13 protein-coding genes and 1 pseudogene are annotated in these 14,854 nt (G+C 66.3%); 7 read left to right on the plus strand and 7 right to left on the minus strand.

Going from position 1 to position 14,854, the window contains the following annotated elements:
* Window positions 1-60: 60 nt before the first annotated feature.
* Window positions 61-2,337: a tetratricopeptide repeat protein gene (locus NRB20_RS14315; protein ID WP_194289848.1), complete on the minus strand. Its 2,277-nt coding sequence runs from the start codon at window positions 2,335-2,337 to the stop codon at window positions 61-63.
* Window positions 2,338-2,482: 145 nt separating this feature from the next.
* Here NRB20_RS14315 and NRB20_RS14320 point away from each other — a divergent pair, with 145 nt between their 5' ends.
* Entirely contained in the window at window positions 2,483-3,211 is a 729-nt protein-coding gene (locus NRB20_RS14320; RefSeq protein WP_319944894.1) for a glycosyltransferase, read from the plus strand.
* 136 nt (window positions 3,212-3,347) lie between these two features.
* Here NRB20_RS14320 and NRB20_RS14325 read toward each other — a convergent pair whose 3' ends face one another.
* Window positions 3,348-5,483 (minus strand): TerD family protein, encoded by a 2,136-nt coding sequence (locus NRB20_RS14325; protein WP_153410584.1) that lies wholly within the window; start codon window positions 5,481-5,483, stop codon window positions 3,348-3,350.
* 106 nt (window positions 5,484-5,589) lie between these two features.
* Between NRB20_RS14325 and NRB20_RS14330 the strand changes: the two are divergent.
* Window positions 5,590-5,879, plus strand: a pseudogene (locus NRB20_RS14330) (MFS transporter); the annotation flags it as partial.
* A 35-nt stretch (window positions 5,880-5,914) separates the two neighbouring features.
* Here the strand turns inward: NRB20_RS14330 and NRB20_RS14335 are convergent.
* Together NRB20_RS14335 and NRB20_RS14340 are read right to left on the minus strand one after the other, a co-directional pair.
* Window positions 5,915-6,586 carry an IclR family transcriptional regulator gene (locus NRB20_RS14335; RefSeq protein ID WP_319944895.1) on the minus strand — a complete coding sequence of 224 codons (672 nt, stop codon included), beginning with the start codon at window positions 6,584-6,586 and terminating at the stop codon, window positions 5,915-5,917.
* Between the two features lie 93 nt (window positions 6,587-6,679).
* A complete protein-coding gene (locus NRB20_RS14340; protein WP_153410586.1) occupies window positions 6,680-7,531 on the minus strand; it encodes a hypothetical protein in 852 nt (283 codons plus the stop codon).
* 87 nt (window positions 7,532-7,618) lie between these two features.
* Here NRB20_RS14340 and NRB20_RS14345 point away from each other — a divergent pair, with 87 nt between their 5' ends.
* The 5 genes from NRB20_RS14345 to NRB20_RS14365 all read left to right on the plus strand — a co-directional run bounded on the left by NRB20_RS14345 (window position 7,619) and on the right by NRB20_RS14365 (window position 11,682).
* A complete protein-coding gene (locus NRB20_RS14345; RefSeq protein WP_153410587.1) occupies window positions 7,619-8,818 on the plus strand; it encodes a homogentisate 1,2-dioxygenase in 1,200 nt (399 codons plus the stop codon).
* Complete coding sequence (locus NRB20_RS14350) at window positions 8,815-10,011, plus strand: fumarylacetoacetate hydrolase family protein (protein ID WP_153410588.1); 1,197 nt, start codon at window positions 8,815-8,817, stop codon at window positions 10,009-10,011. Before NRB20_RS14345 ends, NRB20_RS14350 begins: the two co-directional genes overlap by 4 nt.
* Window positions 10,012-10,268: 257 nt before the next feature.
* A complete protein-coding gene (locus tag NRB20_RS14355) occupies window positions 10,269-10,709 on the plus strand; it encodes a carboxymuconolactone decarboxylase family protein (RefSeq protein ID WP_153410801.1) in 441 nt (146 codons plus the stop codon).
* A 128-nt stretch (window positions 10,710-10,837) separates the two neighbouring features.
* Window positions 10,838-11,194: an ArsR/SmtB family transcription factor gene (locus tag NRB20_RS14360; RefSeq protein ID WP_319944896.1), complete on the plus strand. Its 357-nt coding sequence runs from the start codon at window positions 10,838-10,840 to the stop codon at window positions 11,192-11,194.
* A 2-nt stretch (window positions 11,195-11,196) separates the two neighbouring features.
* On the plus strand, window positions 11,197-11,682 hold the full coding sequence (locus tag NRB20_RS14365; protein ID WP_153410590.1) for an SRPBCC family protein: 486 nt from the start codon (window positions 11,197-11,199) through the stop codon (window positions 11,680-11,682).
* A gap of 267 nt (window positions 11,683-11,949) precedes the next feature.
* On the opposite strand, the gene ychF is transcribed toward NRB20_RS14365, so the two are convergent.
* The 3 genes from ychF to NRB20_RS14380 form a co-directional block, all read right to left on the minus strand.
* A complete protein-coding gene (gene ychF, locus NRB20_RS14370; RefSeq protein ID WP_319944897.1) occupies window positions 11,950-13,029 on the minus strand; it encodes a redox-regulated ATPase YchF in 1,080 nt (359 codons plus the stop codon).
* Between the two features lie 26 nt (window positions 13,030-13,055).
* On the minus strand, window positions 13,056-13,856 hold the full coding sequence (locus NRB20_RS14375; protein WP_153410591.1) for an N-acetylmuramoyl-L-alanine amidase: 801 nt from the start codon (window positions 13,854-13,856) through the stop codon (window positions 13,056-13,058).
* 71 nt (window positions 13,857-13,927) lie between these two features.
* Entirely contained in the window at window positions 13,928-14,260 is a 333-nt protein-coding gene (locus NRB20_RS14380) for a putative quinol monooxygenase (protein ID WP_319944898.1), read from the minus strand.
* Window positions 14,261-14,854: the final 594 nt, after the last annotated feature.

The raw sequence follows: 14,854 nt of genomic DNA on the forward strand, positions 1-14,854 counted from the left end.
GTTGCGGCACTGTGCTTCCGGCATCGGTTCGCCGAGCACATCACGGGTCGACCCGCGCGATTACTCCTGCGGCACAGGGATTTGCGGTCCGGTGGTGCGGGCCAGCAACTGGGCTTCGTAGCTGTAGGCGAGGTGTTCGCGGGATTTGAGGGTGTCGGGGTGGTCGGGGCCGAGGAGGCGTTCGCGGTCGTCGGCGGTGCGGGTGTGTGCCTCGATGGCCTCGGCGAAGCGGCCCGCGTCGTGGTAGGCGACGGCGAGGTTGTTGCGGGCGATGAGGGTGTGGCGATGATCGGGGCCGAGTTGACGTTCGCAGTCGGTGAGCAGGCGTTCGAACAGGTCGGCGGCCTCGCTCGCGCGGCCGACCTCCGCGTAGGCGTGGGCCAGGCCGATGCGGGCGCGTTCGGAGATCGGATGATCCGGGCCCAGCACCCGCTCGCTGGTGCTCAGCGCCTGTTCGTAGAGGTCGGCGGCCTCGCCCGCGCGATTGGCCGTCGCGCGGTCCGACGCCAGGTTGACCGTGGAGTGCAGGGTGTCGGGATGTTCCGGGCCCAGGACGCGTCGTCGCGCGGTCAGCAGGCGCTCGTCCAGCGCGGTCGCCTTGGCGGTTCTTCCGGCCTCACGCAGGCACGACGCCAGCGAATCGCAGGTGATCAGGGTGTCGCGGTGGTTGGAGCCGAGTAGGCGCTCGCTGTCGGCCAGGCAGGTGCGGTAGAGATCGATCGCATCATCCAGCCGACCGTCCTCGCGGTAGGCCAGCGCCAGATTGTGCCGGGCGGTGAGGGTGTTCTTGTGATCGGGACCGAAGCCCTTCTCACTGTCGGCGAGGGTGCGTTCGTACAGGTCGACGGCCTCCACCATGCGCCCGGCCTCGCGATAGCAGCGCGCGAGACTGCCACGGAAGATCAAGGTGTCGAGATCCTGTGGGCCGAAAGTGCTTTCGCTGTCGGTGAGCACCCGCTCGTAGACGTCGATGGCCTGCGAGGACCGACCGGCCTCCCGGTACGCGCGGGCCAGATTCCCGGCGGAGATCAGGGTGTGCCGATGCAGCGGGCCCATCGCGCGTTCGCGGTCGACCAGGATCTTCTCGTAACGCGCGATCACTTCGGCGTGCTCGTCGTCGAGGTCCGGGAATGCGTTGCCCTTGGTGACCGGGGTCGGGGTCGGGTCTTCGGGGGCTCTCTGGATAGGGGAGGTCGGGGTGTCGGCAGCGGTGACGGCGTCCTGGGGGACGTCCGGATCTGTCACGGAATCCGCTGGCGCGGAAGCGGTGTCGACCGGTTGCGCGGTGGTGCCGTCGGATACGGCTCGCAGTTCTGCTGTCTTGTACGGGTCCGGTTCGTCTCCGGTGCGTTCGGATGATCCGTGCGGTTCGGTTGTGACGGCATCGATGGGATCGGAATCCGTGTTGTCAGGCGATGTTTCGGGGCTGGCGGTTCGTTCTGTCCGCGTGGTGGGTGCGTCCGCCGCATCGATTAGCTGCTGAGTGTCGGGCGGCGGCGCGGCTACGAGATCGAGTGGTTCGGAATGGGTTGTCTCGCTGGATGTTCCGGTCTCCGCGGTGTCCGAGAGCTGTTCATCGGCGCTGCTGGTCGGTTGCGGCAACTCTGCTTCGGGAACGTCGAGAGGCTCGGAATCCGTGTCGCAGTGCGGTGTTCCGGGGTCGACCGCCTCGGCGTCCGTGACCGAGTCGGTGTGTTCGGATTCTTCGCTGGGTTCGACAATCGTGAGACGGCGCGGTTGCGATGACTCGACGGTGCTGGTGAGTTCGTCCGCCTCGTGATGAGTCGCGTCGGATGACTCGGCAAGCGCGACGTCATCGGATTCGGCTGGGGCGGTCCGGGTGTCCTGATCAGCGATGACATCGCTGTCCTGATCAGCAGACTCCGAATGAGGCTCAGCGAGTAGACCGTTCGGTTCGGCCTGCCCGGCCTCCTCGCCGCCCGACACGAGCTGAGAAGCCTTGTGCAGCACCCGCGTAACAAGACTGGGCTCCGAATCCGCCGGTACCTCGTCCGGCACTTCGGCGTCCAGAATGCCCGGACCACTCTCGGACTCCGCCACGAACACGCCCTCGGTCGGCTCGCCGACCAGCGGCCGCAAGGTGAGTTTCAGTGTGTGCGTGGTGGTTCCGGCGGTGTCGGGGATCTCCGGGCCGACCACGTGGAAGCGGGGCTCGCCCGCCTCGGTGTCGATCAGCAGGCGCACCGTCAATTCGGCTGCGCGCGTCTCGAATCCGCTGGTCCGATCGCCTGTCATGGCGGTGAGCTCGCGGCTGAGCGCCCGTAGCACGTCGGGCAATGGAATCGCCTCGGTCACCGCAATCCGGTCGTCGGTCATGATCATCCCCTTGCCGGAACTCGAGTGGACATCCGCGCGCGGCGGTCGTTCGAGTTTATCGTGCCGGGCTCCCGCGGCCACTCTCCGAGGACCCCAAACAGACTGTACGGCAGGGATTCTCACGTCGACAGCATCGTGTGTGGTAGTGGCGGTCGATTGGCAGCTCAAGGGCATGAGTAGTAGTGTGGTGCTGTACCACTTCGGCACCAAGGACGATCTCGTCGCGGAGTGCTACCGGTCCGTCATCGAGTTCATGCCGAGACCGGACGACTGGCGTCCCGGTCTGGAGGTGACCGGTTACTGGTGGCCTCGCCGTCCCGAGGGCTGGGAGCCGCCGAGCGAGGTGGTCGAATTCCTCGAATCCGGTTTCGCGCCGGTATTTCTCGGGCTCGGCAGCCTCATGCTGTCCGAATCGTCGGCGGCTCGTCTGTCCGAAACGATCGGCCGCGCACTGCAACTCGCGGGTGTGCGCGGAATCGTCCAATCGGGCGGTGCGGGGTTGAACGTCGCAGATGCCACCACTCTGACCATCGGCACCTTGCCGCATGATTGGTTGTTCCCCCGAATGGCGGCCGCGGCACACTCCTGCGGCGCGGGCACCACGGCTGCGGCCCTGCGAGCCGGAATCCCCACGATCCCGATCCCCTTGCCGGGCGGAGACCAGCCCTTCTGGGCGCGCCGCCTGCACGCATTGGGCGCGAGTCCCACCCCGCTCCCGCGTCCGAAACTCACTCCCGAACGCCTGGCCCGAGCCATCGACGACGCACTCGCAAATCCCGTGTACCGCACCGGCACACAGACTCTGGCCGCCGGAATCACCGAGGAAAACGGCGCTGCGATCGCCGTGGACGTCATCGAAAAGCTGCTCGGTTGAACACATTTCGGTGCACGACAACGGCCGACATTGCGGCCGATGTGGTGGAATGCGAGGAAAGCGGAGGTGCTGGAGCTTAACAGGCTTTGGTTGGAAGGAAGCTCCTCCATGGCCTCGCAGAATCCAGCGTATCAGATCACGCCGGGACGATCTCGCCCAGATACCCCGGTGTGATCACGGTGGATCCGTCCGGAAGTTCCTGCGGCACTTCCATTCCCACGTACGTCACCGGGCCGCCCGCGGGATCGGGCGCACCGATCCGCGCCCCGGTCAGCTCCGCCAGGTAGCGGATCGTCAGATACTTCCGCCGCAGGATCGAGCCGACCAGGTCGGATGTGCTGATGTGATTGTCCTCGACTTGGTTGCCATCCTGCTCTCCGGTGAGGTGTAGATGTGTCGACAGAGCCACCCACTCGTTGCCGGTACGTACGAACACCATGGGCAGCGCGACACGACCCCGCCCGCGCAACCCGGATTTCATCCGCACCGTGCGCGGCTCGAACGGCGCACCCTCCTGCTCGGCGGTGCGCAGCATGTACCCGAAGAACGACTCCGCGACCTGCCCGAACCCCTCGCCCGAAAAGATGTTCACCTGCGGAATCACGATGTCGCAGGGGACCTTCGACAGATCGAGATCGATGAACTCCGACGCGCCCTCGGGCGCCTCGATGACATCACCGGAGTGACTGCCGCCGACCGCGGTGAGGTTCGTGTAGGACAGCCACTCCGGATTGCCGAAGTCCGCGTCCAGCATGAGCGCCGACAGATCGAAGTCGGTGGTCTGCCGCGCTTCTCGCCAATACACGAAGAACCGCAACAGATTTCCGGCGATCGGCAGCCGGGACCCGCGCGGCAGTGTGCCGAACCCGTCGGCAATCGCTTTTCCGGAGATCGGCAGGGCGATATCGAGCACGTCGGGCGCGACCACCCAGCGTCGATCACCGAGCCGGGTGCGCAGTTCGGCATCCAGGATTTCCCGGAGTTCGGTCAGGATCGCCCCGGGGATCGGTTCGCGCTGGTCCGGGGCGATGTGGCCGCGGGCACTCTGGTTGATGAACACACGCCGCTTGCCCGGGGCCTCGCGATTTTCCAGATGCTCACGCAGAGAAAGCAATACGCGTCCGGAGACCTGCCCCGCGACGGCACCGATCTCGGCCGTGACCGTGGGCAGGTCGCGCTCGTTCGCCGATCGGAGCAGCCGGTCCGCACTGCGGAACAGCTGGCCCGGCGCGTTCCGCAGCAGTCGCGTCGCACCCGGTACGTCATCGCGTGTCAGGAGATCCTCGACCCGTGCGGCGAGCGACGGTGCGGACTTCTGACCACGCGCCACCGCGAATACATCGGCCGCGTGCGGCAAGGCGAATTCGTGCGGATGCAGCCGCTCGCCCAGTCGTTTCCAGCGTTCCGCGTACCGGTTCACATCGCCCAGCGCGGCCGGGTTGGCCTCGACGACGCCGTTCAGCGCGGTCAGCAGCGTGCGACGGGCCCGGCGCGGAAAACCGCCGAACCGCGTCGGGCTCGCCAGCGTGACATCGCCGTCCGATATCGCGCACGCCAACCGCAGCACGTCGGTGACGGTATCGACCAGCAGCGGCGCACCCAGATCCACGCGCACCCGGTTGATCAGGGCGCGGTTCTCCCGGATCGGAATATCTTGTGGCTGAACATGATCGAACGCGCAGAACTCGGCCAGCGCCGTCAACGCGGCACGATCGTCGTCGTTGCCCGGGATGGTCGCGGCGGCCAGCGCGCCGTACAACTCGCCCGCTTCCGAGGAGGGATCGCCACCCGCCCGCAATACGGTCACCCGGTCGGCGGCGTCCTCCACGAACCGCTCGTGATGATCCAGCATTTCGAGGTAATCATGTTGGTAGCGACCATATTTCGGCAGACTCAACAGATTCAGCGTGCCGATCCGAGCATCGGCGGCAACCTGCGCGGCGGCTTCCGGATCGGCCAGCGCCTCGAGCAGGCATTCGGTCCAGAACTCGACCGTATCCGGGACGCCGCGCGGAAAGTCCCGGAAGTACACATTGTGCTCGACGTGATCCCCGACCATGCGACGAACGGCACCCAGCGTCCCGACCGCGATATCCATGACGAATCCCGAATCACGCTGGGACAGTATGGAAAACAGCTCGGACGAGAGTTTGAATCCGGCCGACATCAACACTGCGTCGAACTGACGCACCACGGCGGCGGCGTCACCCGACGGCCCCTCTGGCACGGGCACGCGGAGCGTGCGCCGAACGACCAGGTCGTTGATGTCCATCGGCTGATCCTCTGATTCCTGTCGGAGCTGTTCCCGAACCGGTCGAGGCTATCCGTCGAAGTCGATGCCGACCAGCCGTTTTCGCCGGGAATCCGCCTAACGCAGCAGCGGGGCCGGGGTCGTGCTCGGGGTGCCGATGTTCATGCTGATGCCCGGCGGCAGTGTGTGGCAGGCGGTTTCGGGCAATCGGTGCGGTTCATCGCGGTGTCGGTGGTGAGTGCACGCGTCGTATGGGGGCTATTCGGCGGCACCGCGCCGTTCATCGCGACCTGGTTGATCGACGTCACGGGGAACAGTCTCGCGCCGGCCGGTTACTTCGTGGTGTGCGCGGTGCTCACGCTGGGCGCGGCGTTGTTCGTGCGGGAGACCAGAGGGATCGAATTGCCGGTGGACTGAGGTGGTTCCGGACGTTCATGAGGGGACGTCCGGGCCTACCCGGTGCCGATCTCGCGTACCGCGTCCAACAGCGGCTGGCGCGCGTGCTGCACGGTGGCCTCGCGATTGGTGACGATATTGATCGCCGCGAGGCCACCCCAGCCCGGCAGCGGTGCGGCGATGGCGTGCGCACCGGCATTGAGTTCGCCGTGTGTGGTGATGAAACCCTCGGTGCGCGCGGTCGCGACCCGATCGGGCTCACCGGGGCGGGGTGGACCGGCGGCGAGCGCGGCGACCCCGCCCGCGCCCCGGTCCAGTGGATCGCGGTTGCCGAGTCGGTAGGAGAAGCGCGGGCCGTCGCTCGGCGGTTCGGCCACCAGCGTGGTGATCGCGTAATCGTCGACGATCTCGACCAGGGAGGCGGTCGCGTCGACGGTGCGGGCGAGACGTTCCAGGACGGGTTCGGCCACTTCGCGAAGTCGGGGGCGCGCCAGGCCGAGCAGATCCGGGACCGCCGGTCCGATCCGGAACGCGCCCGCGTCGTCCCGCACGGCGAAACCCGTGCGCTGCAACGAGATCAGCAATCGCGTGGTGATGGAACGATGCAGTCCGCACGCGGTGACGACCTGCGCGGTGGTCAGGCCGTCGGGATGACGGCTCAGTTCGACCAGTACCGCCAGACCGCGTTCCAGCGTCTGCGCACCATCGGTGGGTTCAGCGCGTGTCACGGGGGTCATTGTTCACTTCCGGTTCGGTCGTGTGATCTTCGGTCGGGGTGCGGGTGTCGGGTGGCTGTGCGGTTTGCCCACGGCGGGATTCGATCATCGGGGTGAGGCTGACGGGCCGGGTCGGTTGTCGAGCAGGCCGAGCGCCGCAAGATCTTCGTAGGATTCGGCGAGGCTGCACGAGCCGTAGGAGACGAAGAGGGTTCTGGGGTTGGTGTCGCCCAGTGCGTTGGTGAGGGCGGTGGGGTTTCGCTCGGCGAGAATTGTTGCGAGTGAGTCTGTTTCGGCATTGTCGAGGGCGGATGCGGTGGCGCACAGGATGTTGAGGAAGCCGTGGTGTTCGAAGCCGGTCTCAGGGTCCGTGTGGCGGATCGCATTGTGCAGTCCCGCAGTGCATTTGAACGGTGTGGTGTGGCGGGCAGCGTCGTGGATCCAGGTGGCGAGTTCGGATTCATCGGGGAAGGCATCGGATTGGGTGCCGCCGGTGCGGAATTTCAGGCGGAGATCGTGGGCGGCGATGGCGGCGAGTAGTTCGGGCCATTCCGGGTGGGTCGGGCGCGGTACTTCGATGTGGGTGGTGATGCCGCGGCGGTCGTGGTTCGCGATGGTGGTGACCTGCGGAATCAGGGGTTCGGATCGGTCGAGTTTGACCTCGAGTGCGCGCACTGTCACGCGGAGGTCGTCGGCTGTCTCGATCGTTTCGGCGAGGGCGTCCGGGGTGGGGACGACGATGCTCACCGGTAGGGGTTCGGGAAACAGGTCGGGCGTCGCGAGTTGTGCGGCCGCCGCGAGGTCGCCGGTGCCGAGCACGAACGGGCCCGCCAGCGCTTCGTATCGCGAATTCCGTTGTGCGGCATGGGCGATGATCGCCTCGGGTAGCGGCAGGGATCCCGGCGGGAAGATCGCGGCGTCGTCGACGAGGGCGGCAAAGACGTTCGGGATTGACATGGGTCACACTGTAGCGCATTATGGTCGATAATAGGTTATCTAGTGACCGTTTATAGAACATTCATCCGTCGAGTATCGAGGTGAGGTATGGCGTACTACCGACGCGTGGGGGAGGTTCCGGGCAAGCGGCACACGCAGTTTCGCGACAGCGCGGGTGCGCTCCGGTACGAGGAGCTGATGGGTGAGGAAGGGTTCAGCTCGGATTCCTCGCTGCTGTATCACCGGACGGTCCCCTCGGCGATCGTGGGCAGCGAGATCTGGGAGCCGGGGGAGCAGTCCACCGTCGCGAACCATCCGATGAAGCCGCGTCATCTGCGGCTGCACGAGCTGTTCGCCGCTGGTGAGAGCGGTGTGGACACGGTCACCGGGCGGCGGCTCGTGCTCGGGAACGGGGATGTGCGGATCGGGTACGTGGTGGCCGATGCGGTGTCGCCGTACTACCGCAACGCGATCGGCGACGAGTGCGTTTATGTCGAATCCGGGCAGGGTGTGGTCGAAACCGTATTCGGCGTATTGACCTACCGCACAGGCGATTTCGTTGTCATTCCGCGTGCGACGACGCATCGCTGGGTGCCCGAGGGGCCGAGCCGATTGTACGCGATCGAGGGGAACGGTCACATCGCGCCGCCGAAGCGTTACCTGTCGCGTTTCGGTCAGCTGCTCGAGCACGCGCCCTACTGCGAGCGGGATCTGTACGGGCCCGGACAGCCGCTGCTGGTCGAGGGGGCCGACGTCGAGGTGCTGGTGAAACATCGCGGGTCGACCGGGATCGTCGGCACTCGTTTCGTCTACGCCGACCATCCGTTCGATGTCGTGGGCTGGGACGGCTGCCTGTATCCGTACACGTTCAACGTCGAGGACTTCATGCCGATCACCGGTAAGGTGCACCAGCCGCCGCCGGTTCACCAGGTCTTCGAGGGCGACAACTTCGTGATCTGCGCGTTCGTGCCGCGCAAGGTCGACTACCACCCGCTGTCGATTCCGGTGCCCTACTACCACTCGAATGTGGATTCCGACGAGGTCATGTTCTATGTCGGTGGCGATTACGCGGCCCGCAAGGGTTCCGGGATCGGCATCGGGTCGGTGTCGCTGCATCCCGGCGGGCACGCGCACGGTCCGCAGCCCGGGGCGATGGAGGCTTCGGTCGGCGTGCAGCAGGTCGATGAGCTGGCGGTGATGGTCGATACGTTCCGGCCGTTGGAACTCGGTGCGGGCGGGACCGCTGTTGATGATGGTGTCTATGCGTGGTCCTGGGCCGGGCGGAAGCTTGTGGAGGTAACCCGATGACCGCCGCCGAACGTCTGGCAGCTCCGGGCTTCGATATCGATCATCTGCCGTACGGATCGTTCTCGACGGCCGAGGATGGTCCGAAACTCGGTGTGCGACTGGGGGATCACGTTCTCGGGGTCGCGGCGTTGCTGGCTCGCGCCGATGCCGCGCCCGAGGACATCGCGGCTGCGGATAATGCGAATCTCGACGGTCTGCTCGCGTGTGATCGCGCTGCCTGGGATCGGGTGCGCGCCGGGATCATTCGTGCGTTGACGGACTCTTCGGTTACCGAAGCCATTGTTGCCCAGGCTGTTCCGATCGATCAGGTGACACTGCACCTCCCGTTCACCGTCGCCGACTACGTCGACTTCTACGGCAACGAATTCCACGCCTCGAACGTCGGCCGGATCTTCCGTCCCGGACAGCCCCCGCTGACCCCGAACTGGAAGCATCTCCCCATCGGCTACCACGGCCGCGCGGGCACGATCGTCCCCAGCGGCACCGACATCCCGCGCCCCAAGGGCCTGCGCCCCGAACCCGGAGGCCCGCCCACCTTCGGCCCGAGTCGTCGCCTCGATATCGAGGTCGAGATGGGCTTCGTCCTGGGATCCCCTGTCCCGCAAGGAGAAATCGCGCTCGCGGCCGCCGACGACCACATCTTCGGACTGGCCCTCACCAACGACTGGTCCGCCCGCGACATCCAAGCCTTCGAGTACGTCCCCCTCGGCCCCTTCCTGGCCAAATCCTTCGCCACCTCGATCTCCGTCTGGGTGACCCCGCTCGCGGCCCTCGACCGCGCCCGCGTCACCCCACCCGCGCGAGACGTCCCGCTTGCCCCCTACCTCGACGACTCCGCAACTCCCGCTTGGGCTTTCGATATAGAGATCGACGTGATCCTCAACGGCGAAGTCGTCTCCACCGCCCCCTACAACACGACCTACTGGACCGCGGCGCAAATGCTGGCCCACATGACCGTCAACGGCGCGGGCCTACGTCCCGGCGACTTCTTCGCCAGCGGCACCATCTCCGGCCCCGATCCCAACCAGCGCGGCTCCTTCCTCGAAATGACCTGGGGCGGAAAGGAACCCCTGTCGCTCGCCGACGGCACCGAAATAGGCTTCCTCCGCGACAACGACGAGGTGACCCTCCGAGCCCGAACCGCCGCGCTCACCCTCGGCGAAACCACCGGCCGCATATTGCCTTCTCGCTGAACCTGATTCGGGCTCCGACAAGACACGAACGGGTCTTGTCGGAGCCCCATTTCTCCTTCGGACGCTCTGCGCGGTTCGTATCTGCGAGTCGATCGCACCTGCTCGATCAACCGCGATGTCCCGCCAATCCCGCCTTGCTTCATACGCAAGATCGCATGTGCTTACGGCAAGATCCCCGTAGTCTCGGTACAGGGTCGTTCCCACAACTCGGGAACGTCGAACGACCAAGCTACCCAAGGAGATTCGCGATGTCCCGCATGAAGAACCCCGCCCGCATCCTGCCCGACACCCAGCAGGCGATCCAATCCCTCACCGTCGCGACCCGCAGCGGCGGCGTACCTGAATCCACCCTCGAACTCGTCCACATCCGTGCGAGTCAGATCAACGGCTGCGGCTTCTGCGTCGACAACGGCTCCCGCTCGGCCCGCAAGAACGGCGAATCCGCCGACCGCCTCGCCGCCGTCGCCGCCTGGCGTGACACCCCCTACTTCACCCCCGCCGAACGAGCCGCCCTCGACCTGGCCGAACACGCCACCCGCCTTGCCGACCGCCCCAACCCGGTCCCCGACGAGGTCTGGTCCGCCGCGGCCGCCCACTACGACGAAAAGGCCCTGGCCGCCCTCGTCGTCTCGATAGCCACCACCAACTTCTTCAACCGCATCCTCGTCACCACCAAGCAGATGGCCGGGGCCTGGTAAGCGCGCGGATCGCGACTGCCTGTCCGGGTGGCGTCTTCGCGGGTCATCCGGATTCGGGGCGGGTTGTTGTCGGACGGATGGGGCACGGTTCTTGACAACCTACAACCAACTGGTTGTATATTTGTCCTGTGACCGAGTTCGACGAGGAGGACAGGGCGGATGCTCTGTTCCACGCACTCGCCGACCGGACCAGGCGCGACATCATGCGCAGGGTGCTGGCCGGGGAGTATTCGGTCTCCGCGCTCGCCGCGAAGTACGACATGAGTTTCGCGGCGGTGCAGAAGCATGTCGCCGTCCTGCAGAAGGCCGGGTTGCTCACCAAGCGGCGTGACGGCCGCGAGCAGCTGGCCAGCGGCGACGTGACGGCGGTGCGGTCGGTGGCATCCATGCTCACCGAGCTGGAGCAGGTCTGGCGTGGCCGCATCGCGCGCATCGACGAACTGCTCGCGTCCGACCCCACCTCGCACACCGAACCCAAGGAGTAGCAATGCCTGTCATCGACGTCCAGCACGACCTGGACTCCCGCACCCTGACCATCACCGCCGAATTCGCCGCGGGCCGGGAACGGATCTGGCAGCTCTACGCCGACCCGCGCCAGCTGGAAAAGATCTGGGGCCCACCGACCTACCCCGCCACCGTCGTCGACCACAGCCTCACCCCAGGCGGCCTGGTCACCTACTTCATGACCAGCCCCGAAGGCGAGAAATTCGCCGGATACTGGAAGGTCACCGCCGTCGACGAACCCCGCACCTTCTCCTTCGAAGACGGATTCGCCAACCAGGACCTCACCCCGAACCCGAACATGCCCGTCGCACACAACGTCTACACGTTCACCGAACAAGACGGCCGCACCCGCGCCGAATACGTCAGCACCTACGAAACCGCCGAAGGACTCCAGAAAGTCCTGGAAATGGGCGTCATCGAAGGCTCCAGCGCCGCCATCGACCAGATCGACACCCTGCTCGCCTCCTGAGCGGGCCACGCCGTCCCAGCGCCCGAACTGCTTGTGCGAGTTCATCTTTGCGCGAACAAGGTCGGCTGGTAGTGGCTCGATGTATCGCGCGAGTATCGAACGTCGTTGTCAGGACGGACAGTCGGCGCGGTGCGCTACATTCTCGGCCGGTTCGAGCACGAACATCCTGGTCCCACATCGTGATCGGGACGGACCCGCTCGAACCGGCCGAGGTCGATCAAGGGTGCGGCTTCGGAAACCGCATCCGAAACCTGTTGCGCTACCGGGCTATACGTTGAAGCGGAACTCGACGACGTCGCCGTCTGCCATGACGTAATCCTTGCCCTCCATGCGCACCTTGCCCGCGGCCTTGGCGGCGGCCATGGATCCCGCGTCGACGAGGTCGTTGAAGGCGACGATTTCGGCCTTGATGAAGCCGCGTTCGAAGTCGGTGTGGATGACGCCGGCGGCCTTGGGGGCGGTGTCGCCCTGGTGGATCGTCCAGGCGCGGGCCTCTTTCGGGCCCGCGGTGAGGTAGGTCTGGAGGCCGAGGGTGTGGAAGCCGGCGCGGGCCAGGGCGTGCAGGCCGGGTTCGGTCTGGCCGATGGATTCCAGGAGTTCCAGGGCGGACTCGTCGTCGAGTTCGAGGAGTTCGGCTTCCACCTTGGCGTCGAGGAAGACCGAATCCGCCGGGGCGACAGTGGCTTTCAGTTCGGCTACGCGGTCGGCGTCGGTGAGGATGGACTCGTCGGCGTTGAAGACGTAGAGGAACGGCTTGGTGGTGAGCAGCGAAAGTTCTTTCAGCAGTTCGGAATCCACCTTCGCACCCGCCGCGAACAGGGTGGTGCCCGCGTTCAGGATCTCCTGGGCGGCCTTGGCGGCGTCGGCGACCGGCTTGCGGTCCTTCTTGACCTTCGCTTCCTTCTCCAGGCGCGGGACGGCCTTCTCCAGGGTCTGCAGGTCGGCGAGGATCAGTTCGGTCTCGATCACCTCGATATCGGCGGTCGGGTCGACCTTGCCGTCCACGTGCACCACATCGTCGTCGGCGAACACGCGCACCACCTGGCAGATGGCGTCGGCCTCGCGGATATTGGCCAGGAACTTGTTGCCCAGCCCGGCGCCCTCGGACGCGCCCTTCACGATGCCCGCGATATCCACGAACGACACCACCGCCGGGACGGTGCGCTCGGAGGTGAAGATCTCGGCGAGCTGACCCAGCCTCGGATCCGGCAGCGGCACCACGCCGACGTTCGGCTCGATGGTGGCGAACGGATAGTTCGCGGCCAGCACGTCGTTCTTGGTCAGCGCATTGAAGAGCGTCGACTTTCCGACGTTGGGCAGGCCGACGATTCCGAGGGTGAGACTCACGAGAAGGAGAGTCTACGCGCCGCGCCTCAGCCCACGTAACCGACGATGGCGTTCGCGATCACGGTGGCGATCCGCGCCCGCCCGTCGGGGGACTCCAGCGCGGCCGCGTCGCCCGGGTGATGCATATTCCCGCATTCGACCAGGGCGGTCGGGCGTTCGGACAGATTCAGGCCGGACAGGTCGTCGCGGGGGTTCAGGCCCTGTGCGCCGACGTAGGTGGAGGGCGTGAAGCCCGCCGCGCGGAAGCCGTCCCGCAGGGTGGTGGCCAGGCGGATCGACGGTTCGCCCTGGGCGGGGTTGCGCGGTGGGGCGGAATAGGCGACGTGGAAGCCGTGCGAATTCGCGCCCGGTGCGCCGTCGGCGTGGATCGAGACCACCGCCACCGCATCGCCGCGATTGCCGATGGCCGCGCGTTCGTCGACGCACGGTCCGACGCCGGCGTCGTCGGGACGGGTCATGACGACGGTGAATCCCTTGGCGGACAACGTATTTCGAACCCGTACCGCGACATCCCAGTTGAACGCGTGTTCCGGATACCCGTCCAGGGCCGCGGTGCCGGTGGTGTTGCACGCCTTCATCCCGCCCCGGCCGTCGGGGACCAGGCGGTTGATCGCGGCCGGGTGTGTGGCATTGCCGCCGTTGTGCCCCGGATCGAGCACGATCACCCGACCCGCCCCGACCGGAGCCGATACCGGTGACGCGCTGGTCACCGGCGTGGGCGCGGCCGACGTACGTGGCGGGGACACCCCGGCGGCACCGGATCCGCACGCGGTCAGCAGTACCGCGCAGGCCGATACTGCGGTCGCACCGTAACGACGACGGTTCATCGGCCCACCGTGCCACACCTCGTCCGCCGCCCCGAACGCCGACACCGGAATGGCTCGAATGAGCCGTGGGTTCAGCGCGACTCGTCCGAAGTCAGGCCCTGCACGTGGACGGCCTGCCCGTAGTACCCCGCGGGTTGCTCGGCCAACAGTTCGAGAAAACGCCTGGTCACCGCCGCGACCGGCGCGGATCGGGTGGTCGCGTCGTGCGACTCCCGATCGGTCCACAGCTCGGTCACCCAGATCGCGTCCGGGTCGTCCAGCGCGGTGTTGATGCTGTACGTGAGCAACCCGCTGTCTGCCCCGCCCGCACTGGCCGACTCCTTGATCAACGCGATCACCTCCGCCCGCCGCCCCGGCAACGCGGTCATTCGCCCGAAGACACTGAACAAATTCGGCTCGGACACGCATCCGCCTTTCGTCGGCCCACTTCCGCCCACCATACTGATTTCTCCGGGAATGGCAGGTCGGACGAAGCTCTCGAAGTCACTGATGCGCCACGCGGCGTTGTCCGGACGATGATTGTGCCGCCGTATCGGACGCCAACCGGGATTCCTTCGACTCTCAACTATCTATGAGATCTGTTGCGGCAGTGAGCGAGTGGAGAGTGTCACTGAGATGCGGCGTATTCGCTCTCGACTGGACGGCGATTCGAGCGGTCGGTGTTCTCGACCCCTGGCCCGTCGGATATGTCGCGGCAGAGCCGCAGCCGGGAGCATGCTGGTCCGAGATTCATTGTCCCCGCAGTAGTCGACCAGCAGATTTCGCTGGCGCTGTGGACTCGTGAGATATGTTGCGGCAGAGCAGAAGTGGTGAATTCGCTGAGAGAGCGGTGCTTCCGCGATGACCTGTTCGGGGTTTCGGTCGAGGTGATGGCGGAGGCGGTCGACCGGAGTGTTCGGGACGATGGCGGCGAATGCCCCTCGCTTGGCGTAGGGTCGGCCGCCGCCCGGATCCGGTGTCGGCAGATCACCCCCGGCAGCTTCCCGAAGATCGATACA

Origin of the sequence: Nocardia macrotermitis, from assembly GCF_009604405.1 — a bacterium.
GTDB lineage: Bacteria > Actinomycetota > Actinomycetes > Mycobacteriales > Mycobacteriaceae > Nocardia > Nocardia macrotermitis.

What these genes read in the sequence shown, in the direction of transcription:
- NRB20_RS14350 (WP_153410588.1), top strand. Translation starts at nt 8,815, where the DNA reads ATGACCGCCGCCGAACGTCTGGCAGCTCCGGGCTTCGATATCGATCAT.
- NRB20_RS14365 (WP_153410590.1), top strand. Translation starts at nt 11,197, where the DNA reads ATGCCTGTCATCGACGTCCAGCACGACCTGGACTCCCGCACCCTGACC.
- NRB20_RS14345 (WP_153410587.1), top strand. Translation starts at nt 7,619, where the DNA reads ATGGCGTACTACCGACGCGTGGGGGAGGTTCCGGGCAAGCGGCACACG.
- NRB20_RS14375 (WP_153410591.1), bottom strand. Translation starts at nt 13,856, where the DNA reads ATGAACCGTCGTCGTTACGGTGCGACCGCAGTATCGGCCTGCGCGGTA.
- NRB20_RS14315 (WP_194289848.1), bottom strand. Translation starts at nt 2,337, where the DNA reads ATGACCGACGACCGGATTGCGGTGACCGAGGCGATTCCATTGCCCGAC.
- NRB20_RS14340 (WP_153410586.1), bottom strand. Translation starts at nt 7,531, where the DNA reads ATGTCAATCCCGAACGTCTTTGCCGCCCTCGTCGACGACGCCGCGATC.
- NRB20_RS14355 (WP_153410801.1), top strand. Translation starts at nt 10,269, where the DNA reads ATGAAGAACCCCGCCCGCATCCTGCCCGACACCCAGCAGGCGATCCAA.
- NRB20_RS14325 (WP_153410584.1), bottom strand. Translation starts at nt 5,483, where the DNA reads ATGGACATCAACGACCTGGTCGTTCGGCGCACGCTCCGCGTGCCCGTG.